Genomic DNA, 21,021 nt, shown 5'->3' with positions numbered 1-21,021 from the left:
GACAATTAGCTAAACTGAAAATGGGGCTCTTATGTTAGGCCAGTTAAGGCGAATTGTTCAGGACGTAGCACAAGAGCCAGTGCTTCATAACGCATTAGCTGGCTTAGTCACGAGTGTAAAACAGGCACTGGCCACGGAATGCTGCTCGGTTTATCTGGCCGATTATGAACAACAGCATTTTATGCTGATGGCAACGGACGGCCTGAACCCGGAAGCGATAGGGCAGGTTGCAATAGGTTTTTCTGAAGGCCTGATTGGCTGGGTTGGCCAGCGTGAAGAGCCGATTAATCTGGCAAAAGCCCATCTGCATCCCCGTTTTAAAGTTACCCCCGAGGTAAGCGAAGACCGCTTTTCAGCCTTTCTCGGCTGCCCTATCATTCACCATCGTAAAGTGCTGGGGGTGTTAACCATTCAGCAAGCGGCCGACCGGGTATTTAATGAAGACGAAGAGTCTTTTCTGGTTACGCTGGGCGCTCAGCTGGCGTCGGTGCTGGCCAACGCTGAAATGCGCCAGGCCGCCAGCGAAAGTAGCCCCAGCCAAACCCAAAGTGGTCAGTTACAGGGCTTGCCCGGTGCACCAGGCATCGCCATAGGAGAAGCCGTCGTACTGCAACCGGCGAATGATTTTGACGCAATTTCACTTAAACGTGCAGATGATCCGGACAAAGAGCTGGCGCATTTCTATCGGGCGGTAAAAATCACCAAAGCAGAATTTAACCGCTTGGCTGAGCGTATGAGTGGCCATTTACCGGCCGACGCCCTGGCGATTTTTGACGTTTATCATCAGTTACTGGATGCGGCCAGTTTAGGCCGTGAAATTGAGCTACAGATTGCCGAAGGCTGGTGTGCCAAAAGTGCGCTTAAGCGGGTGGTGGAGAAATTTGCCCGCCAGTTTGATGATATGGATGATGCCTACCTGCGGGAGCGCGGCACTGACATTCGCGATCTGGGGCAACGGGTGCTGAACAATCTGCTTGATACCGAGCAGCGCAAAATTAAGCTGCCAGCCAAAGTAGTGCTGGTGGCTGACAATGTTACCGCGACTATGCTAGCGGAAGTACCGCGCGAGCAGTTAGTGGCGATAGTGTCCTTAAAGGGCTCGGTCAATTCGCATGCAGCTATTATGGCGCGCGCACTGGGGATCCCCGCGGTAATGGGCGTCAGTGAATTGCCGCTGCTGCACTGGCAAGGGCAGCGGCTGATTGTTGATGGTTATCAGGGCCATATACTGTTATCGCCGGTGGAAGCAATATGTCAGGAATATCAGCGCCTTATTAGCGAAGATGCGGCGTTAAATGCGCGTTATCTGGCGGAAATTGGCTTAACGTCGCAATCGGCCTGCGGTGCGCCATTTAGCTTGATGGTCAACTCTGGCCTGGCAATAGAGCTTGAAACCACAGATCCGCAATATACCGGTGGGGTGGGTCTGTACCGTACAGAGTTTCCGTTTATTATGCGCAGCCGCTTTCCTACTGAGCAGGAGCAAATTGAGCTGTACCGGCGGGTGTTAGAAAACTACCCGGATAAACCGGTGATTATGCGTACGCTGGATGTTGGCGGTGACAAGGCTCTGCCGTACTTTAGCATAGTGGAAGAAAACCCCTTTTTAGGTTGGCGGGGTATTCGTTTAACGCTGGATCACCCGGAAATATTTCTGGTGCAAATTCGCGCTATGCTAAAGGCGAACCTGGCGCTGGACAATTTGCATATTCTGTTACCGATGATTTCTGATCTGGCTGAAGTTGATGAGTCTGTACGCTTAATCAAGCAGGCCTGTTTTGAAGTCAGTGATGAACTGGCTATCGACCTGCCCAGGCCCAAAGTGGGGGTGATGATTGAAGTGCCGTCGATTATGTATCAGCTTCCTGAACTGGCGCGTAAGGTAGACTTCTGTTCCATTGGCACCAACGATTTAACCCAGTATTTGCTGGCGGTTGATCGCAACAACCCCAGAGTGGCAGGCTTGTACGATGCTATGCATCCGGCAGTGCTGCGCGCCTTGCATCATCTGGCACAACAGGCAAAAGGCCTGCAGTTTCCGATCAGCGTTTGTGGTGAGCTGGCCGGCGAGCCATCCGGTGTGCTGCTGCTGGCGGCGATGGGCTATAACAGCTTTAGTATGAATAGCAGTAATCTGGCGAAAATTAAATGGTTGTTACGCCGGATAGAAATGTCAGAATTGGCGCTGTTGCTGCCGGAGGTGTTAGCCTGTCAGTCGGCACGCCAGGTCAGGTTAACCACGCAGCGTTTTCTTGAACAAAAGCGGCTGTTAAGTCAGTTACGCGCCTGAGCAGCTGTGTAGCGGCGGCCTTAACTGTTATACTGCGCGCCATAGAACAATAAATAGAACAATAAAGAGAAGTCTGTGTTAAGTATTATTGCTATTACATTGGTCTTAGGCGCCCTGGTCGGGTTTCTCGCTGGTTTGCTGGGTATTGGTGGCGGTCTGGTGGTGGTGCCAGCACTGGTGATGTTATTGCCTGCTTTTGGCATAGTACCGGCGGATCAGGCGATACTGGTCGCGATTGCAACATCGCTGGGTTCGATCATTATTACTGCAACCTCTTCAGTCTATGCCCATCACCGCTGGGGTAATGTGCCCTGGTCAGTGGCCGGTGCCATTATGATCGGCGCAGCGCTCGGTGCCTGGAGTGTCGGTTATCTGGCACATCATATCAGTGGCCCCGTGTTGCAAATGATCTTTGGTGTCGCCGTGTTGCTATTGTCACTGCGCATGCTGGGCTCACGCTCGGCAGTCGGTAAAAGATCCCTGCCAGGCACGGCTGTTATAACGTCTTTGTCTGTAGTATTGGGTGGCCTGGCCAGTTTACTGGGCATTGGCGGTGGCGCACTCTTTGTACCTATGCTGAATTATTTCTCGATGGATATGCGCCGGGCTATCGGCTGCGCAGCGGCCAGTGGTATCGCAATTGCCCTCTTTGGTACCCTTGGTTATGTTATTGCCGGTTGGCAGCATTATCAGTTAGCGGATGGCTTTGTCGGCTATATCTATCTGCCGGCGTTGCTGGGTATAGTGTCTACTTCGGTATTTACCGCGCCGGTTGGCGCCAGGTTGGCGCAGAAATTACCGGTATTGATGATTAAACGGGTGTTTGGTGTATTTTTGCTGCTGGTTGGCGCGAGAATGATTTTTTAGTTAAGAGGTGTTATGTCAGCTGGTTATATTACGTTTCCGCAAATTGATCCGGTGATTTTCTCGGTAGGGCCGGTCAGTTTGCGTTGGTATGGTTTAATGTACCTGATTGCTTTTGGTCTGGCCTGGTATCTGGCCAATCGCGCCGCCAGAAAGCCGGGCTCGGGTTGGACAGAGCAACAGGTCAGTGACTTATTATTTGCCGGCTTTCTCGGCGTAATCCTTGGCGGTCGCATTGGTTATGTGCTGTTTTATCAGTTTGAGCTGTTTTTGGCTGAGCCGCTGTATCTGGTGAAAATCTGGACCGGTGGTATGTCATTTCATGGCGGCTTGTTGGGGGTATTGCTTGCGATGGCCTGGTTTGCTAAACGCAACAACAAGCCTTATCTGCAGTTGGGCGACTTTGTTGCACCGCTGATCCCATTGGGGCTGGCAGCAGGGCGCCTGGGTAATTTTATTAATGCAGAGCTGTGGGGCCGGCCGACAGATGTGCCTTGGGCAGTATTGTTTCCCGGTGCAGGGCCCTTGCCGCGCCATCCGTCACAGTTATATGAGTTTGCACTGGAAGGCATAGTGTTGTTTGCCCTTATTATGTTTTACCGCCGTTTTAACCCGCCGGCCGGTAGCCTGGGCGGGCTGTTTTTGGCCGGTTATGGCTGTGCGCGCTTTTGGGTTGAATTTTACCGTGAACCCGATGCACACCTTGGGGTGTTGTCGGCGGGCATGTCAATGGGGCAATGGTTATCGTTGCCAATGATCGTTGCCGGTCTGGTACTCATTGTCTACGCCAATATAAGCCAACCTAGACACCGTAAGCAGAGAGTCTGATCATGCAGCAATATCTGGATTTAATGCGCCATGTGCTGGAACATGGCCATAAAAAAACTGACCGCACCGGCACCGGTACGCTGAGCGTATTTGGTTATCAGATGCGTTTTGACCTGCAGCAGGGCTTTCCGCTGGTAACCACCAAAAAATGCCATATGCGCTCTATTATTCATGAGCTACTGTGGTTTTTAAAAGGTGAAACCAATATTGGTTATCTAAAAGACAACGGTGTATCTATCTGGAACGAATGGGCAACGGATGACGGCGAACTGGGCCCGGTATATGGTGCGCAGTGGCGCAGCTGGCAGGCCACCGATGGCCGGGTTATCGACCAGATCAGTCAGCTTATCAGCGATATTAAGCGCACACCGGATTCACGTCGGTTGATTGTCAGCGCCTGGAATCCGGCCGTGCTGCCCGATACCTCAGTGTCGCCGAAAGAAAATGCCGCTCAGGGTAAACAGGCATTACCGCCGTGTCATACGTTGTTTCAGTTTTATGTGAACGACGGTAAATTGTCGTGCCAGTTATATCAACGCAGTGCCGATATTTTCCTCGGCGTGCCTTTTAATATTGCCAGTTATGCGCTGCTAACCCTGATGGTCGCACAGGTATGCGATCTTAAACCCGGCGATTTTATCCACACCTTTGGTGATGCGCATTTGTACTTAAATCACTTAGAGCAGGTTAATACACAACTGTCGCGCACGCCTTACCCGCTGCCGCAGATGCGGTTAAACCCGGCGGTAAAAGACATTTTTGCTTTTACCTTTGCTGATTTTACGCTGGAAAATTATCAGGCGCATCCGCATATTAAAGCGCCGGTAGCGGTGTAGCGTCAAAAGGCTGCCACTGCTTATGGCCTGTATTTTGCAGATGCGACTTATGTCTGTAAATTACTCACAGCTTGGTGGCAGAGGTTGCTTATGAAAGCCGTACTATCGGTACTGGTGCTGGGGACGCTCAGTGCCTGTACTCAGGTTAACCCGGTAGCGCACAGCGCGCCCGCAGCGCTTAGCGCTTATCCTTTACATCACTACACACAGCCACTGTCTGAGCAGCTGTTTGCGCAGTTATCGGCGCAGCGCAGCCGTACCGATGGCATAGCGGTAGCGTCTTTTTTACCGCTGAACAGCCTGACACTACAACAGGCTGACGACCCAGAGCGCCAGCTGGCAAATCAGTTGGCAGAGTCTATGCTGGGGCATGCCCGACAACACGGTCTAAAGGTTTACGATTACCGCTTGCGCAATGAAGTGTTGATGGCGTCAGATCACGAGCAGGCATTGTCCCGGCAACTAAGCGCTATAGATCCGGCGTCTGATGCCGATACCCTGCTTACCGGCACCTACAGCCAAATGAACGATGGCCTGATGGTGAATGCCCGGCTGATCCGGTTAGACAACAAGCAAGTGTTAGCCGCTGCCAGTGGCTATATACCAAACAATGTGTTCTGGCCGGTGCAGCAGGTAGGCAAGCGGGGCGATAAACTATACCGGCAAAGTATCTCTGGAGAACAGCAATGAAATATTTTCCTCTGTTGCTCAGCACAACACTGCTAAGCGCTTGCGCATCGCACCAGGCGACAACGGCGTCTGTTATTGCCACTGAGCAGGATAACCGTTTTACCGCGCCGGCTTTTGTATTAGCCAGCGCCCAAGACAGTACTGAACCGCTGCCAATGCTGACGATTAACGAATATGCCCGGGCCCTGGTGCATGAGCTGATGTCCAACCATCGCGCTGCGGACGATAGCGGTCTGGTTGGCGTGACAGACTTTGCCTATGTTGATACGGCTCTGGATCAGGGCTCGGTACTGAGTAATCACTTAAGCGAAGCCATTATGTATGACTTACATAAGTTTGGCGTTGCGGTGCTGGACTACAAAGTAACAGACTATATCCGGGTGACAGCAAGCGGCGATTTTGCCCTGAGCCGGGATTTTAATGAACTGGGTAATAGCCAACCGATCCGTTATGTTGTTACCGGCACGATGACGGCGCATAAGCAAGGGGTGTTGGTCAATGCGCGGCTGATCCGAATTGATAATAAACAGGTTATTTCTGCTGCCCGTACTTTTATGCCGCAGCAGGTGGTTAGCGCTTTACTCAGCAACAGCGGTGGCGATAAGCTGCAGTTAAAGCAGGGCTAAGCAATTATTTACTAAAGAAAATTACCACCCATGCCGATAGTGTTGCATAGGCTAAGTAACGGCAGAGGTGGTAATGAAAGCAAGATTAGCGGCGTTTAGCGCTTTGTGGTTAGCAGGCTGTCAGCTGCTGGGCACAGTGCCAGAACATACAGCAGCACCGGCGCTTAGTGCACAGCAGCAGCACGAGCAGGCGATGGCGCTGCTAAGCGGTGGCAATTATGTGCCGGCAGCAACGCACAGCTTTACCAGGCCTGGTAAGCCATTATCAGACTATGCCGCTGATTTGGCGCTGCAGTTAATGCAATCCATGCACTATCAAATGCCGCAGCAGCCCATCGCGATAAGCTCTTTTGTGCAATTTGACAACCGGCTTGACCATGCTGATGCATTGGGAAATCAGCTTGCTGAGCATTTGTTTTATCAGTTGCAGCGTCTGGGTGTACCGCTGGCAGATGTTAAGCTGGCGCGGCAAATTCGTATTACCCCGCGCGGCGATTTTGTGTTAAGCCGCGGTGCCTACCTTGACCTGCAGCAGCAGGCCAATTATGTGCTAACCGGCACTATGCTGCGTGATAACGCTGGTATAGTCATTAATGCCAGAGTAATGCACTTAAACAGCAAAGCACTGCTGGCCAGTGGCCAGATCCATATTCCTGACTTTGTACTGGCGCCGTCTGCCAGTGCGCAGCAAGCGCCATGACCCGCGGTTTATTCGGGTAACGGAATAAACTCGTCCTCGTCACCGACAACCTTGGCAAAGCGGCCTGCCGACCAATCCTGACGGGCCTGGTCAATGCGCTCTTTGCGGCTGGAAATAAAGTTCCAGTTAATAAAACGCGGGCCGAGGTTTTCGCCGCCAATAATGGCCAGCCGGCTTTCAGTGGTTGCGCTAACGCTCACTCCTTTGACGTTATGAAATACGGCCATCTGATGCTCGCCAATAACGGTATCTTTGGCTTGCAGACTGCCTTGCGCGACATAGATAGCGCGCTCCTCACAGTCGGGTAAGCTCAGGGTTTGCCCCGGCTGCAAGTGAGCTTCAACATATAAGGTTTGGGCAAAGGTTTTTACCGGCGATTTAACACCAAAGGCTTCGCCTATCAGTACTCTTAGCGCGACACCATTAACGGTTAACGCCGGGATCGCGTTGGCAGGGTAGTGGTAAAACGCCGGTGCTATTTCTTCATCTGCCAACGGCAGTGCCAGCCATAATTGCAAGCCATGCAGGCGATGAGCACTTTGACGCACTTCAGGGCGTTCGCGTTCAGAGTGCACTATGCCACTTCCTGCCACCATCAAATTAATATCGCCGGGGCGAATAGTCTGATAGCTGCCCAGTGAGTCGCGGTGCAGTATTTCGCCGTCAAACAAATAGGTTACCGTCGCCAGATTAATATGCGGGTGGGGCCTGACATTAACGCCCTGACCGGGGGCAAATTGCGCTGGCCCCATATGATCAAAGAAGATCCAGGGGCCAACCATCTTGCGGGCCCGGGTTGGCAGTACGCGTTTCACGCTAAACTCACCCAGATCGGTCTCGCGCGGTTGGATAATCATCTCAATGGCATCACAGCCCTGGTTTACCTGACAATCCAGTTCAGTGTCGTTGCGTTCAATGCTCATAGGGGTTGCCTGTTATCAGCTAGGGTTGCCACAGGATGGACAGGAATAGCATGAAAATCAAGTGATGGCAGTGCGGCTGTGGTTAACCGCAACCGCACTGCGCTATCACTGCAGTTTAGAAATGGCCGCGCACGCCCAAAGCCAACTGGGTACCGAAACGCTCCAGATAGTTCACCTGATCTTCGCGTTTTACGTAGCCCCAATAGCGGTTGTTGCTTAAGTTGCTGGCCTCGGCAAACACCGTCAGCTGCGGGGTAATGGCATAGCTGACGCTGGCATCCAGTTGACCATAGTCAGCAATCCAGGATGCGCCGCCCCAATCTTCAGGATTAACGACAAACTTAGAGCGCCAGTTATAGGCTAAGCGTGCCTGAATGCCATATTGCTCATAGTAAACCACAGCATTATAAGAGTTTTTTGACATGCCCTGAAATGGCAGGGCTTTGGCTTTTAACGCCGGTTCATCGTAACTGCTGTCGACATAAGTATAGTTAAACTGCACGCCCAGGCCGTTGAAAGGCTCCGGCAGCCAGTCCTGCAACGATTGCTGCCAGGCTGCCTCGTAACCGGTCACTTTAGCGCCATATTCGCCATTAACCGAGGTCGTCACCAGATAATCGGTGCCGGCAACATTGGCTGCATACTTGCCCTCGGTGACAAAGGACTGAATATCTTTGACAAAAACGCCGCCACTTAAGGCACTGCTGTCACCGTAATACCATTCCAATGTCAGGTCAGCCTGGCGCGCCTCCTCCGGTTTTACCCCCGGGTTACCCATCGCCAGCGTCGGCAAGCCTTGTTCGCGTACGGTAAAATTAGGCGCCGCCCAGGAGCGCAAATAATACAAAGCCGGCCGGCTTATCACTTCAGCTGCAGAGATGCGCAGCAGTAAGCTGTCCGTCAGGTTTAGTTTAAAGTTAACGCTGGGCAGGATATTGCTGTAGCTATCGGCGTAGCTGACCGGCAGTACCTGGCGCCAGTCATTATTGACCGGCTGGCCTTCGTTATCCAGCACTACCTTTGCCAGATCATAACCGTAACCACTTGAAGTTACTTCGGTTTTGCTGGCGCGTAGTCCAAGGTCCAGCAGATAAGGCAAGCCAAATAGTTCCTGTTCTAACGACAATTGTATAAAGGCAGCGCTGACGGCTTCCTCTACCTGATAACTACCGGCACGGTTTTGTACCGCTACTATGCTGGCATCTGCCGCTTCAGCATTCAGGCTACGGTAGTAACTGAGCAACTTGTCATAGTCAAAGCTGGGCCAGGGCTGTGGTGAAATGCTGCTTTCGCCGTCGAGAAAGTTATCGAAGTTAGCGGGCACAAAAACGTCAGCCGGAATGTTAAACAGTTCAAATTCGCCTTTGCTAAAGACGGTGCTGTCGTCAAAACTGTATCCATCACGTGTTAAATAGAAACCACCGCGGCTAAACTGGCTGGGGTTAGCCGACGCATACTGGTTTTGTTGTTTACTTTGCTTAACATAGTGCAGCCCGGCGTCGATGCGGCTGATGATGCCATCGAGCGGCTGATAATGACTTAGCAGTTTCAGGTCGGTGATCTTATCGTCGACAGCCGTGCCGGAGTTATAACTGTAGTGTGCGCCGTAGTCTTGCTCTGCTGTCAGGCCCGGGCTAATCACTACATCCGGTAAAATAGTGCCGGTGTTGTAGTTAATATCGATAGCATCGACAAAGCCACGGGCGACAATGAAGCGGTTGTCACCAGCATTCTGGTTTTTCGCCGCCGAGTGAGCGGCATCGAATGTCAGCGCCCATAGTGGGTTTACCTGATAACGGGCATTTAGCCCCAGCTGATAGGTATCGGTTTTACGCGGGCTGCTGATATTTAGCAGCTCAACCATGGTATTTTCACCGGTCTGACGCATTTTTACTACCCGGTCCAGCTCATCAAACTCGGCGTCGCTGAACAGCGGCGTGCCCGGCGTCCAGCTTTCATCATAATTGACAAAACCAATCTGGTAGCGGTTGCCATCGGTGTTATAGCGTGAGTACAGCGCATCCATATTCAAATCTAACTGCGCAGTCGGTTGCCATTGCAATGCTAATGTCGCCCCCAGCCGTTCACGAACGTCCTGGGCATTGGCAAAATACATATAGCTGGGAATTTTTGAGGCATAAATTTCGTCGGCATCTATCACGCCGTTGCTATTGGTATCAACCGGCACACCGGCACTGTCGACGCCCCAGCCTTCGTCTTCGTCAAAAAAACCGGAGGCAGAGTAGGTGTCGGCACGCAGTGTTTTACGTGAATACACCGCTGAAAATAAGGCACCAAAACGGTTGTCGGCCGTTTTATCACCAATGATCAGCGACGCATGTGGATGGGTATCTTCAGTACGGGACTCATAAATACCCTTGGCTGATGCGGCGATAGTGCGGCCTTCTAACTGCAGCGGTTTGCGCGTCTCAATATCTATTACGGCGCCGATACCGCCTTCGGGTAACTTAGCTTCCGGTGATTTATACACTTTAAGCACACTGACTAACTCGGACGCGATGGTGTCAAAATTAAAGTCGCGGCCGGCAAATTCAGACGCCAGCTTGCGGCCATTTAAGGTGGTGATGTTGTAACCGCCGCCAAGGCCTCGTACCAGTATATTCTGGCCCTCGCCGCCGTTGCGGGTGATGGTGATGCCGGGAATGCGTTGCAGTGCTTCGGCCAGGTTTTCATCCGGAAATTTACCAATGTCGTCAGCCACCACCAGATCAACCACACTGACGGCGTTTTGTTTTTGAAATAATGACTCTTTAATGCTGCTGCGAATGCCTGATACCTGAATACGCTCGACATCTTGCTCGGCGCTGTTTGCTTCGGTTTGGGCCTGGATGCTCATACTGGCCAACGCCAGGCTGACTGCCAGGCTCAGACTCGCCGGTTTTGCTGCTATGTTGTTCATTCTTCCCCCGCTGTTTTTATTTATATGGCAAAGCCATTACTTTATTAACGAAAGCAAATGAAGGTTTCAAAGCTTTCTTGTGTCTAGTTATAGCGCTAAAAATAGACAATGATCAATATCGAAATTAAAAAAAACTTTTATTTATTTTCGAAATGCGGCATGCTAGGCTAAATTGAAAGCTAAGGACTGGCCGCGCAAGTCGCTGCTAACGGCCGGTTTAGCGGCAAAGCTGCGCTGGCAAGCGAGCTCTGAATGTGTTTCGAAAGCTTTTGAAAGCTAATGTGGCATGTTATGTTCAGCACACTGAAAGTAACCAGGTGGAAATGCGGATGGACATGTTAAATACCATTGAAAGGCAGCAGGAAATTGTCAGGTTGACGCAACAGCAGGGCAAGGTGGCGGTAAAACAACTGGCACAGCGGTTTGCAGTGTCGGAGGTCACGATACGCAGTGATTTGGCGGTATTAGATCAGAAAAAGCTGCTGGTGCGCTCTCGTGGCGGCGCGATGATTAACAACGAACTGAGCCGGGAATTATCGCTAAAAGAGAAGCGGCATTGCTATTCGGCGCTAAAGCAACAGTTGGGGCAGGCAGTGGCGCAGCTGATAAAAGATGGTGACAGGGTAATTCTGGACTCCGGCACCACCACGCAACAGGTCGCGGCAAATTTGTCCGAACGGCGCGATTTAATTGTGATGACAAACGGGCTGAATATCGCGATGGAACTGGCGCAATCTGAAGACGTGGACGTGATGCTAACCGGCGGCTTATTGCGCAAAAAATCGATGTCTTTTTACGGCAGTGTGGCTGAGAAAAGCTTACGTGATTACAACTTTAATAAGTTGGTGCTTGGGGTGGACGGTTTCGATTTACGCGCCGGACTTACCACCCATTTTGAAAAAGAAGCCAGCTTAAACCGGCTGATGTGTGAGATTGCCAACGAAATTATCGTGGTAACTGACTCGTCCAAATTTGAGCAACAGGCGTTTCATGTAATTTGCGCCAGCCGGGCAATACATACTCTGGTAACCGACAGCGGTATACCAGAACACTATGTGGAAGAGCTAACAAAACAAGGTGTGCAGTTGCACCTGATAGATAAAACTAACTTGTAACAGGGGATCGCTATGTCAGGCTTAAACCGTCGTTCATTTTTAAAAGCATCAATGGCTACCGCTGCAGCGGGCGTGCTGGCGTCTTGTGCCGTTAGCGGCAGTAACAGCGGCTTTACGCCCGGGGCCCGCGGTAAATCCGTGATGGGGCTGGTGGTGCCGGCGATGGATGAAGTGCGGGTAGGCCTGATTGGGGTAGGCGAGCGAGGCTCGGGTTTTGTGCATCACTTTAGCAAAATTGCCGGTGCCCGCATCACGGCCATATGCGATACCGACACAACGGTATTGCAGCGGGCGGAGAACATTATCAAACAGTATGGTCGCGATACGCCAGCTTATTACAGTCAGGGTAATTATGCTTATCGCGAATTACTCAACCGGCAGGACGTTGACATAGTGATTATTGCAACGCCCTGGCAATGGCACCATCCAATGGCAAAAGATGCCATGCTGGCCGGTAAGCATGCTTTTGTCGAAGTGCCAATGGCATTAACGCTGGAGCATATGTGGGATTTAGTCGATACCGCTGAGGCAACACAGCGTAACTGTATGATGATGGAGAATGTCAACTACGGTCGTGACGAGCTGATGGTGCTGAATATGGTACGTCAGGGCCTGTTTGGCGAACTGCTGCATGGTGAAGCCGCTTATATTCATGAGTTGCGTTGGCAGATGAAAGAAACGGATCGCAAGACCGGCTCCTGGCGTACCGCCTTTCACACCCAACTTAACGGTAATATGTATCCGACCCACGGCCTGGGACCGGTTGCCCAGTACATGAACATTAACCGTGGTGACCGTTTTGACTACCTGACGTCGGCCAGCTCACCGGCACTGGGCCGCGAAGCCTATGCTAAGCGCGAGTTTGCCGCTGATCATCCGCGTAATCAGTTGCAATATATTCATGGTGATATCAACACCAGCATTATTAAAACGGTAAAAGGCCGGACCATTATGGTGCAGCATGACACGACCACACCACGGCCGTATAGCCGGCATAACCTGATCCAGGGCACGAACGGTGTCTTTGCCGGCTTTCCTAACCGCATTGCGCTGGAACAGGGCGGTAGCGGCAACTTCCACCAGTGGGATCAGGATATGCAAAAATGGTATCAGCAATATGATCACCCGTTATGGTTGCGAATGGGCAAAGAAGCGGAGCTTAACGGTGGCCATGGCGGTATGGACTTCCTGATGTGCTGGCGCATGATTTATTGTTTGCGCAATGCTGAACCTCTGGATCAGGATGTGTACGACGGTGCAGCCTGGTCGGCGGTGCTACCGTTATCGGTGGCGTCGGTGGCGGATCGCAGCAACTCGAAAGACTTTCCGGATTTCACCCGTGGCGCCTGGCAAAGCGGTAAGCCGCTTGGCATCGTCGGTTAAGAGGTGTTTTGACAATGGCAACAGCCTCATTAACAGCAGTCACTGCACTGCGCACTGTACTCAGTGCAAACAAAGCGGGCAAACAGCAGGGCATTTATGCGGTATGTTCAGCACAACCCTTAGTGCTAAAAGCAGCATTACGCCGGGCTAAAGCCGACAACTCTTTACTGCTGATTGAAGCTACGGCCAATCAGGTTAATCAGTACGGCGGCTATACCGGTATGCAGCCGGAGCATTTTATTCAGTTTGTGACGCAGCTGGCACGGGCGGAAGGGGTCAGTGCTGCACAGCTGATCTTTGGTGGTGATCACTTAGGGCCTGTTGTCTGGTGTAAACAGGACAGCGCGACAGCGATGGCGCAGGCAGAGCAGCTGATTGCCAGCTATGTACAGGCCGGTTTTTGTAAAATACATCTGGATACCAGTATGCGCTGTGCTGATGATCCGCCGCAGCTAAGCGATGAGCTGATTGCCGCGCGGGCTGCCCGCTTATGTCAGGTGGCCGAGCAGCACTGTGCGCCGGGCCAGCAACTGTGTTATGTCATTGGTACCGAGGTGCCCGCACCTGGCGGTGTAACGGCGCTGGAACATGAACTGGCCGTTACACCGGTCGCGGCGCTGGACTATACCTTGCAAGCGCATCAACAGGCATTTTTGGCCGCCGGCCTGGGGGCTGAAGTATGGCAAAAGGTGCTGGCGGTAGTCGTCCAGCCAGGCGTAGAGTTTGACAACAGTCAGGTACAGCTATACCAGCCGCAGGCTGCAGCAGCGCTAAGCAAGTATATTCAGCGCTACCCACAACTGGTTTATGAAGCGCACTCGACCGACTATCAGTTGCCGGAGTTGTATTCACAATTGGTACGCGGGCACTTTGCCATACTCAAAGTCGGGCCACAGCTGACATTCGCCCTGCGTGAGGCGTTGATCGCGCTGGCACATATTGAACAAGTATTACTGCCTGCTGCACAGCACTCGGGGTTACTCCCCATTGCTACTGAGCTGATGCAGCAACAACCGGCGCACTGGCAAACATTTTACAGCGACACAAAGACACAGCATTGGCAATTGTTGTTTAGCTTTAGCGACCGCATTCGCTACTACTGGCCAGAGCCGGTATTACAGCAAGCTATGAGTGCCTTGCTGGACAATTTGCAGCAGCCGATACCGTTACCGCTGTTAAGTCAGTATATGCCGTCGCAGTATCTGGCGGTGTTACGTGCAGAGCTGAAAAATACGGCAGAAGACTTGGTGCTACATAAAATTGAGCAGGTGTTGGCTGATTATGCCAAGGCCTGCGGAATGTCTGACAACAAGGGGGCGAAAGCCAATGTTAGCCACTGATAATACGGCCACACTGATGCAACTTGACGTCTTGCAACTTAAGCAAGCTGGAGCCTACTGGACGGCACGGGAAATTCAGCAACAACCGGCATTGTGGTTACAGCTGGCGCAGCAACATCAACAGTTTGCGGCTGAATTAGATGCGTTTTTAGCGCCCATGCTGGCATTGCCGCAATTGCGCATTATTTTTACCGGCGCCGGCACCTCGGCCTATATCGGCCAGGCGCTGGCGGCGCACATTCAGCAACAATTACCGTTAGCCGGACAACGGGCAGAGGCGATCAGCAGCACCGATCTGGTAAGCCATCCACAGCTTTATTTAACGGATAATGTGCCCACTTTGCTGGTGTCTTACGGCCGTTCCGGTAACAGCCCCGAGAGCATTGCTGCTATTGAACTTGCTGATCAGTTGCTGACGGATTGCCGGCATTTATTGATCAGCTGCAATGCTAAGGGCCAGATGGCCTTGTATGCCCAGCAGCATCCACAGCGCAGCCAGTTGTACTTAATGCCGCCTGAGGCACATGATCAAAGCTTTGCCATGACCAGCAGTTTTAGCTGCATGTATCTGGCAACGTTACTCAGTTTTAGCCCTGACAACAGCGTTTTAGAACAGGTGATAGCGCTGGCGCAACATATTTTGCAGCATAAGTTAGCGGTAATACAAACCCAGGCGCAGCAGCCATGCCAGCGCATGGTGTTTTTGGGCAGTGGGCCACTTAAAGCCATTGCGCAGGAGGCGGCACTTAAATATCTGGAGCTGACGGCCGGCAAAATACTCAGCAGTTTTGAAACCCCGCTGGGCTTTCGCCATGGGCCCAAATCCCTGGTTGACAGCAGTACGCAAATTTTAGTGTTGCAGTCGTCGTCATCCTACAGCCAGCAGTATGACCGGGATCTGCTGGCAGAACTGCAACGGGATAATCAGGCACTGTCGCTCAATAGTTTGCAGCAGCAGGCTTTGCTGGATGGCCAGCCTTTAGCGGATGTCTGGTTGGGTCTGCCATTTGTACTCTGGTGCCAGGCACTGGCGTTTTATAAAGCGCTGCAGCTGAATATATCGCCGGATAATCCGTGCCCGGGAGGCCAGGTAAACCGGGTGGTGCAGGGCGTAACACTCTATCCGTTACCGGAGTAACTGCGATGCACTATGGCCTGGATATTGGTGGCACTAAAATTGAGTTGGCAGTATTTGATCGTGATATGCAACTGCTGCACAGTTGGCGCATCGCTACGCCAACGGCAGATTATCAGCAGTTTTTGCAAACCGTAACGGCGCAAATCAGCATCGCAGATCAACGTTATGGCAGCCTGGGCTCGGTAGGCATTGCGCTGCCCGGTGTGATCCGGCCGGATAACACTGTGTTGTCAAGTAACGTGCCTTGTTTAACCAATCACGCCGTGGCCAGTGCGTTGGCACAGCAGCTACAGCGGCCGGTCGCCATTGGCAACGATTGCCGCTGTTTTGCGCTGTCTGAAGCCTTATTAGGTGCCGGTCGATCATTTCAGCGGGTGTTTGGTGCCATCGTCGGCACCGGGGCTGGCGGCGGCTTTTGTCTGAATGGCCAATTGTATCAGGGGGCCGGTCGACTGGCTGGCGAGTTTGGTCATCAGGGCTTGGCTGCGGCAGTAGTGCAGCAATTTTCGCTGCCGCTATTTCGTTGTGGCTGCGGCCTTAGCGGCTGCGCAGAACCTTATATTTCTGGCTCAGGGCTGGCCAGGTTATATCGTTATTTTAGTGGTTTACAAGATGCTGACAGCTATCAATGGCTGAGCGCTTATCGCGCTGGCGACGAGGCGGCAAAGCAGACTTTTGCTTGTTATATCAGCGCGCTGGGCAGTGTGATGGCAGCGCAAATTTTAACATTAGACCCGGATATTATTGTGCTTGGCGGTGGTTTGTCTGAAGTGCCTGAGCTGCTGGCGGCATTACCTGAGACAACCCGTCGTTATCTATTTGCCGGTGCGCCATTGCCAGTTTTCGCCCGGGCTGAGTTTGGCGCCAGCAGTGGGGTACGTGGCGCTGCCTTGCTCGGGCGCGCTTTATTAACAGGACAACATCATGTCAACTGATGCTTGCTGGCTGCATGCCAGCGCAGTTTTGCTCGATGGCCAACTGCAGCAAAACCAATATGTGCTGTTAAACAATGGTCTGATCGAGAAGATCAGTGCTGACAAACCTGACAGCAGCACGATACAGCAACTGACGCACGGCGTATTGCTGCCCGGTTTTATTGATACCCAGGTTAATGGCGGCGGTGGCGTACTGTTTAATCAACAGCCGAACAGCATGACCCTGCACCGCATGATGCAGGCACACAGCCGTTTTGGCACGACGGCGATGCTACCGACGGTGATCAGCGATAATATCAAGGTGATGCAAGCCGCTGCGGATGCGGTTTCTGCTGCGATTAAGCGGGGGCAGGCCGGCATTATCGGTATTCACTTTGAAGGGCCGCATTTATCGACAACCAAACGCGGCTGTCATCCACCGGCTGCATTGCGCCGCTTGTCAGCTGATGAGCTGGCGCTGTATCAACGCGATGATTTAGGCGTGCGCTTGCTAACCGTTGCACCGGAGTGTGTAAGCCCACAACAGATCAGCCAACTGGTAAGCCAAGGCGTTATTGTCAGCCTGGGACATTCCAACGCCAATGCAGCTACCGTGCAGGCGGCTCTGGACGCCGGTGCCCGCGGTTTTACCCATTTGTACAACGGCATGTCGGCGTTAACCTCGCGTGAGCCAGGCATGGTGGGCTGCGCTTTGGCCGATCCCCGTGCTTACTGCGGCATTATTCTTGACGGTGAACATGTTCACGCGCTCGCGGCTCGGGTAGCGCTGAATGCGAAGGGTTGTGAACGGCTTATGCTGGTCACCGATGCGATGTCGCCGGTAGGCACTGATGAGACAGAGTTTAGTTTCTTTGACGGTAAAGTTATCAGAAACGGCATGCAACTGACCAACCTGCAGGGCTCGCTGGCCGGCTCGGTGCTGGATATGGCCAGTGCAGTGCAATATGCCGCCACGGTATTACAAGCCGGTTTAGTCACGGCTGTGCAAATGGCCACGGCGACGCCGGCAGCATTTATTGGTCAAAGCGCGGTGCGGGGCAGCATTGCTGTCGGTAAGCGAGCCGATCTGGTCTGGCTGACAGATACAGGCAAGGTACAACACTGCTGGATTGCTGGCCAGCTACAACAATAAGACGTGGGCAACGTCATTAAATAGGGAATTATGATGTCTGATGTATTAACTGAAAAAACAGCCGCGAGAGCGGGCAGCTTTCTACCAATGTTATTGATTGGCATCTTGTTTTTTGTCTTTGGCTTTGTTACCTGGCTAAATGGCGCGCTGATCCCGTTTTTAAAAATTGCCTGTCAGCTCAATGAGTTTCAGGCATTGCTGGTCGCGTTTGTGTTTTATATTGCCTACTTTGTGATGGCGCTGCCTATGTCAGTGCTGTTGCGCCGCTTTGGCTATAAAAACAGTATGGTGATTGGGCTGGGCGTGATGTTGTGTGGCGCCTTGTTATTTGTGCCTGCTGCACTTAGCGCACGTTTTAGTCTGTTTTTGTTAGCGTTGTTTATTCTCGGTACCGGGCTGACGGTACTGCAAACCGCCACTAACCCCTACATTGTCTGTATCGGGCCACGCGACAGCGCAGCGATGCGCATCAGCCTGATGGGTGTTGTTAATAAAGGTGCCGGCTTTATCGTGCCCTTGCTGTTCAGTGCCTGGATCTTAACCGGTATGGATGCGTACAGTGACAGTGCGCTGGCACTACTGAGCAGCAATGAACAGCAACAACTGCTGCATAGTCTGGCGCAACGACTGGTGCAACCTTACCTGTTGATGAGTGCTGTACTGTTAGGGTTAATGCTGTTTGTCTGGTGCTCGCCCTTGCCCGAGCCTCAATTGCCTGTCACAGCGGCCGGACAGCAAAGTGACTGGTTTAGTATATTAAAGTATCCGCAGGTGTGGCTTGGTACGCTAACACTGTTTTGTTATGTCGGCGTTGAGGTGATTGCCGGCGATACTATTGGCTTATTTGGCCAGGGGCTCGGGGTTGCGCATTTTGGCAGCCTGACTTCTTATACCATGGCGTTTATGGTGTTGGGGTATCTGTTAGGGATAGTGCTGATCCCGCGTTGGCTTAGTCAGCAGTCGGCGTTATTACTGTCGGCGCTGGCTGGCATAGTATTCAGTGCCGGGGTGTTACTTAGCTCAGTGCAAAGCCAACAGCTATCGTTTTGGTTGACGGGCTGGTCAGGTATCCCTTTAGTGCCGGATCCGGTGTTCTACCTGGCGTTGCTAGGGCTGGCTAACGCCCTGGTTTGGCCTGCGGTTTGGCCGTTAGCACTGCAGGGGCTGGGCGCCTTAACCGCCACCGCATCCGCTTTGCTGATCATGGGCATCGCCGGCGGCGCGGTGCTCCCTCTGCTGTATGGCTATCTGGCAGAGCAGGGCGACAGCCAGCACGCATACTGGCTGCTATTGCCATGTTACGGCATGATTTTCTTTTACGCGCTGAAGGGGCACAAATTGCGCTACGAGGGCGCTGAATAGCGGCTTAAAGCAGGGCACACTGCTGTTAAAAGGTACCAGTTTGAATAAGAACGCTGAGGTTAGGTAGACTGGTGCGGTTTCGTGGCAGCTTATGGCTGCCCCAACAGGAATCGAACCTGTAACTGCCCCTTAGGAGGGGGCCGTTATATCCATTTAACTATGGGGCAACGGCGCGAAAGTCTACCAGAAGCGTCGGAGGTTGCAAACTCTACCGGCTAATAACGGGTGCTTTTCTGTACGGTTACGACGTCGCCCGGGCGGATATGCTGTAATAATTCTGCTTTGCTACTACTGGCCCAGGCATACTGGCTGTTTAAGTCGGTAATGGTTAGCTGTAGCGGGTCCTGTAGCAGGCGTTTAACGCCCGGTGCGGTGGGATGACGCTGCAGTTGTATTAACTGCAGGGTGTCGCCTTGCTGTAAGCCGTGCTTTTCACCGAGTGCCAGCATAATCTGATTGTGGTTAACCTGACGAATATTACCCAGCAGTGGCTGGCATTGCAGCTGTTGCTGCACGTCTTCGGCCACCGCTTGCAGCAAACGGTCTATTTTACTGCCATATGGCAGCTGCCAGAATGCCTGACTGTGACTGGCTGGCGTATCATTGCGTTTAAAAGGCCAGCCAGCGCTGGTGCGGTACTCCTGCTGATATATCAGCGTTTGTTCAAATAAATCAAAAAGCTGTACATTCAGCGCGAAAAAACGCTCTTTTTCATCGGCTTGCCAGAAGCTATTCGTTTGTTGTCCCAGCGATAAGTCATTGATGGTCGCGCTGAGTACATATTGTTGACCGCTTTGAAATAAGCGATCGTTGTCCGGATACACCAACTGCGCTTGTTCAATACTCTGTGGCGCTACACTGACCAGGGTAGCCGGACTGTAGTCGCGCAAATGCCGCTCCAGTTGCACGGTAGCATCGTTGCCAAGCTGAAATAGCTGGCCATAGATAGCATCCTGCCGCGCTTGCAGGCGGATCTTACTTAGCAGCATGGGTTTACGGTACCTGTTGCCATTACAGCTGGTTGGCTCTGCTTCTATATCCACCCTCAGCGTAACGGTAAGCAGATCACCATTTCGCTGCTCGGACATCAGTTGTAATTGCTTTATTTCACCATGGCTACTGATGCCCAGTTGCTCGGCCTGCAACACGCCGTTTATCAGCTGTTGTGTACTGCTGATACGCGCTCCTGCGGCCAGTGCTGCGCGTTTGACGGCATCGTCTACTGCGCTTTGTCTGGCCTGCGCTGTGTTGCCTTGTTCAATCCGGGCCTGACCGGTTGCCTCGAACCAGGTGGCGCTGCTGCTAAAGCTGATACAGCTGATTACACTGAGCATGACGTAATGTTTCATAACAACCTTAATAAGCTGATGGGCTTTTCAAGAATAAAGCAAAATACGTGCCCAAATGCTGGCGCGGTTTTTGCTGTGTCTTGCGGTAATTCTGACAGTAAAAGGGGTTAAACATGATGCTACGCATTATCGCATTTGTACTGGGGGCTATGCAGCTGGCCGGTTGCAGCACTTTGTTCGATCGGGAAGTGGAATATGGCCTGGTAAAGCCTGAGCGCTTTGTCGTGTTGCATGCGGTAGGCTATGCCCCGATCAGCGCACAGCAAGGCCAGGATGCGCAGCAAAAAATGTTGCAGGCAATGAAAGCTTCCAAGCTGGACGCTTATAAAGAGCTAACTGAGATGGTGTATGGTCAAAAAATTGACTCCACTAACCAGGTCAAAGATATGGTGTTGTCAGATGAGCGTCTGTCTGCGTCGGTATCAGGTGTAATAACCGGTGCCAGAGTGGTGAAAAGCTATGCGGTCGATGATGTGTATGTTACCGAGCTGGAACTGGACTTTGCCCAGGTGTACCACTTGTATCAGAATATTCGGCCGCGGCAGACTGTCAAGAGCGTACATTATTACTAACCTGTGCGGTTAAACGGA

At 52.2% G+C, this 21,021-nt stretch carries 18 protein-coding genes and 1 tRNA gene; 15 read left to right on the top strand and 4 right to left on the bottom strand.

All coding sequences use genetic code 11. The features are described from left to right. The first annotated feature begins 31 nt into the window (after positions 1–31). The 7 genes from ptsP to EYB30_RS00520 all read left to right on the top strand — a co-directional run bounded on the left by ptsP (position 32) and on the right by EYB30_RS00520 (position 6,834). Positions 32–2,290 (top strand): phosphoenolpyruvate--protein phosphotransferase, encoded by a 2,259-nt coding sequence (ptsP, locus tag EYB30_RS00550; protein WP_166835899.1) that lies wholly within the window; start codon positions 32–34, stop codon positions 2,288–2,290. A 75-nt stretch (positions 2,291–2,365) separates the two neighbouring features. After that, positions 2,366–3,157: a sulfite exporter TauE/SafE family protein gene (locus tag EYB30_RS00545; protein ID WP_166835897.1), complete on the top strand. Its 792-nt coding sequence runs from the start codon at positions 2,366–2,368 to the stop codon at positions 3,155–3,157. A 12-nt stretch (positions 3,158–3,169) separates the two neighbouring features. Next, positions 3,170–3,982, top strand: coding sequence for a prolipoprotein diacylglyceryl transferase (lgt, locus tag EYB30_RS00540; protein ID WP_166835895.1), 813 nt, complete (start codon positions 3,170–3,172; stop codon positions 3,980–3,982). A 2-nt stretch (positions 3,983–3,984) separates the two neighbouring features. After that, complete coding sequence (locus EYB30_RS00535; RefSeq protein WP_166835893.1) at positions 3,985–4,818, top strand: thymidylate synthase; 834 nt, start codon at positions 3,985–3,987, stop codon at positions 4,816–4,818. 90 nt (positions 4,819–4,908) lie between these two features. Continuing rightward, a complete protein-coding gene (locus tag EYB30_RS00530) occupies positions 4,909–5,508 on the top strand; it encodes a FlgO family outer membrane protein (protein ID WP_166835891.1) in 600 nt (199 codons plus the stop codon). Next, positions 5,505–6,134, top strand: a complete 630-nt coding sequence (locus tag EYB30_RS00525; RefSeq protein ID WP_166835889.1) for a FlgO family outer membrane protein — start codon at positions 5,505–5,507, stop codon at positions 6,132–6,134. The genes EYB30_RS00530 and EYB30_RS00525 overlap by 4 nt, the downstream gene beginning before the upstream one ends. Positions 6,135–6,207: 73 nt before the next feature. After that, the gene (locus EYB30_RS00520) at positions 6,208–6,834 is read left to right on the top strand and encodes a FlgO family outer membrane protein (RefSeq protein WP_166835887.1); all 627 of its coding nucleotides are present in this window, start codon (positions 6,208–6,210) and stop codon (positions 6,832–6,834) included. Positions 6,835–6,842: 8 nt separating this feature from the next. Here the strand turns inward: EYB30_RS00520 and EYB30_RS00515 are convergent, their stop codons facing one another. Continuing rightward, on the bottom strand, positions 6,843–7,757 hold the full coding sequence (locus EYB30_RS00515) for a pirin family protein (protein ID WP_166835885.1): 915 nt from the start codon (positions 7,755–7,757) through the stop codon (positions 6,843–6,845). Between the two features lie 115 nt (positions 7,758–7,872). After that, on the bottom strand, positions 7,873–10,677 hold the full coding sequence (locus EYB30_RS00510) for a TonB-dependent receptor (RefSeq protein ID WP_166835883.1): 2,805 nt from the start codon (positions 10,675–10,677) through the stop codon (positions 7,873–7,875). 329 nt (positions 10,678–11,006) lie between these two features. On the opposite strand from EYB30_RS00510, the gene agaR reads away from it, so the two are divergent. The 7 genes from agaR (at position 11,007) to EYB30_RS00475 (ending at position 19,082) form a co-directional block, all read left to right on the top strand. After that, positions 11,007–11,792 (top strand): transcriptional repressor AgaR, encoded by a 786-nt coding sequence (agaR, locus tag EYB30_RS00505; RefSeq protein WP_174978712.1) that lies wholly within the window; start codon positions 11,007–11,009, stop codon positions 11,790–11,792. A 12-nt stretch (positions 11,793–11,804) separates the two neighbouring features. Beyond that, positions 11,805–13,175, top strand: coding sequence for a Gfo/Idh/MocA family oxidoreductase (locus EYB30_RS00500; protein ID WP_166835882.1), 1,371 nt, complete (start codon positions 11,805–11,807; stop codon positions 13,173–13,175). A 14-nt stretch (positions 13,176–13,189) separates the two neighbouring features. Beyond that, entirely contained in the window at positions 13,190–14,515 is a 1,326-nt protein-coding gene (locus EYB30_RS00495) for a class II D-tagatose-bisphosphate aldolase, non-catalytic subunit (protein WP_166835880.1), read from the top strand. Further along, positions 14,502–15,653 (top strand): SIS domain-containing protein, encoded by a 1,152-nt coding sequence (locus EYB30_RS00490; RefSeq protein ID WP_166835878.1) that lies wholly within the window; start codon positions 14,502–14,504, stop codon positions 15,651–15,653. The genes EYB30_RS00495 and EYB30_RS00490 overlap by 14 nt, the downstream gene beginning before the upstream one ends. A 5-nt stretch (positions 15,654–15,658) precedes the next feature. After that, on the top strand, positions 15,659–16,588 hold the full coding sequence (locus EYB30_RS00485; protein WP_166835876.1) for an ROK family protein: 930 nt from the start codon (positions 15,659–15,661) through the stop codon (positions 16,586–16,588). Next, positions 16,578–17,720: an N-acetylglucosamine-6-phosphate deacetylase gene (gene nagA / locus EYB30_RS00480; protein ID WP_166835874.1), complete on the top strand. Its 1,143-nt coding sequence runs from the start codon at positions 16,578–16,580 to the stop codon at positions 17,718–17,720. Before EYB30_RS00485 ends, nagA begins: the two co-directional genes overlap by 11 nt. 87 nt (positions 17,721–17,807) lie before the next feature. Next, the gene (locus tag EYB30_RS00475; protein ID WP_241697920.1) at positions 17,808–19,082 is read left to right on the top strand and encodes a sugar MFS transporter; all 1,275 of its coding nucleotides are present in this window, start codon (positions 17,808–17,810) and stop codon (positions 19,080–19,082) included. A 92-nt stretch (positions 19,083–19,174) separates the two neighbouring features. Here the strand turns inward: EYB30_RS00475 and EYB30_RS00470 are convergent. Next, positions 19,175–19,249 (bottom strand) — tRNA-Arg (locus EYB30_RS00470). A gap of 48 nt (positions 19,250–19,297) precedes the next feature. Beyond that, entirely contained in the window at positions 19,298–20,431 is a 1,134-nt protein-coding gene (locus EYB30_RS00465; RefSeq protein WP_166835870.1) for a flagellar assembly protein T N-terminal domain-containing protein, read from the bottom strand. A 113-nt stretch (positions 20,432–20,544) separates the two neighbouring features. Here EYB30_RS00465 and EYB30_RS00460 point away from each other — a divergent pair, with 113 nt between their 5' ends. Then, complete coding sequence (locus EYB30_RS00460; RefSeq protein ID WP_166835868.1) at positions 20,545–21,003, top strand: LPP20 family lipoprotein; 459 nt, start codon at positions 20,545–20,547, stop codon at positions 21,001–21,003. Positions 21,004–21,021 lie beyond the last annotated feature (18 nt).

The sequence above is a fragment of the Rheinheimera pleomorphica genome, assembly GCF_011634895.1.
GTDB classification, from domain to species: Bacteria; Pseudomonadota; Gammaproteobacteria; order Enterobacterales; family Alteromonadaceae; genus Alishewanella; species Alishewanella pleomorphica.
Note: the sequence above shows the minus strand (reverse complement) of the source record. Positions and strands in the feature narration are given on the sequence as shown.

Excerpts from the sequence above, each read along its gene's own strand:
- ptsP (WP_166835899.1), top strand. The coding sequence starts at position 32 with ATGTTAGGCCAGTTAAGGCGAATTGTTCAGGACGTAGCACAAGAGCCA.
- lgt (WP_166835895.1), top strand. The coding sequence starts at position 3,170 with ATGTCAGCTGGTTATATTACGTTTCCGCAAATTGATCCGGTGATTTTC.
- EYB30_RS00535 (WP_166835893.1), top strand. The coding sequence starts at position 3,985 with ATGCAGCAATATCTGGATTTAATGCGCCATGTGCTGGAACATGGCCAT.
- EYB30_RS00530 (WP_166835891.1), top strand. The coding sequence starts at position 4,909 with ATGAAAGCCGTACTATCGGTACTGGTGCTGGGGACGCTCAGTGCCTGT.
- EYB30_RS00525 (WP_166835889.1), top strand. The coding sequence starts at position 5,505 with ATGAAATATTTTCCTCTGTTGCTCAGCACAACACTGCTAAGCGCTTGC.
- EYB30_RS00520 (WP_166835887.1), top strand. The coding sequence starts at position 6,208 with ATGAAAGCAAGATTAGCGGCGTTTAGCGCTTTGTGGTTAGCAGGCTGT.
- EYB30_RS00515 (WP_166835885.1), bottom strand. The coding sequence starts at position 7,757 with ATGAGCATTGAACGCAACGACACTGAACTGGATTGTCAGGTAAACCAG.
- EYB30_RS00510 (WP_166835883.1), bottom strand. The coding sequence starts at position 10,677 with ATGAACAACATAGCAGCAAAACCGGCGAGTCTGAGCCTGGCAGTCAGC.
- agaR (WP_174978712.1), top strand. The coding sequence starts at position 11,007 with ATGGACATGTTAAATACCATTGAAAGGCAGCAGGAAATTGTCAGGTTG.
- EYB30_RS00500 (WP_166835882.1), top strand. The coding sequence starts at position 11,805 with ATGTCAGGCTTAAACCGTCGTTCATTTTTAAAAGCATCAATGGCTACC.
- EYB30_RS00495 (WP_166835880.1), top strand. The coding sequence starts at position 13,190 with ATGGCAACAGCCTCATTAACAGCAGTCACTGCACTGCGCACTGTACTC.
- EYB30_RS00490 (WP_166835878.1), top strand. The coding sequence starts at position 14,502 with ATGTTAGCCACTGATAATACGGCCACACTGATGCAACTTGACGTCTTG.
- EYB30_RS00485 (WP_166835876.1), top strand. The coding sequence starts at position 15,659 with ATGCACTATGGCCTGGATATTGGTGGCACTAAAATTGAGTTGGCAGTA.
- nagA (WP_166835874.1), top strand. The coding sequence starts at position 16,578 with ATGTCAACTGATGCTTGCTGGCTGCATGCCAGCGCAGTTTTGCTCGAT.
- EYB30_RS00475 (WP_241697920.1), top strand. The coding sequence starts at position 17,808 with ATGTTATTGATTGGCATCTTGTTTTTTGTCTTTGGCTTTGTTACCTGG.
- EYB30_RS00465 (WP_166835870.1), bottom strand. The coding sequence starts at position 20,431 with ATGAAACATTACGTCATGCTCAGTGTAATCAGCTGTATCAGCTTTAGC.
- EYB30_RS00460 (WP_166835868.1), top strand. The coding sequence starts at position 20,545 with ATGATGCTACGCATTATCGCATTTGTACTGGGGGCTATGCAGCTGGCC.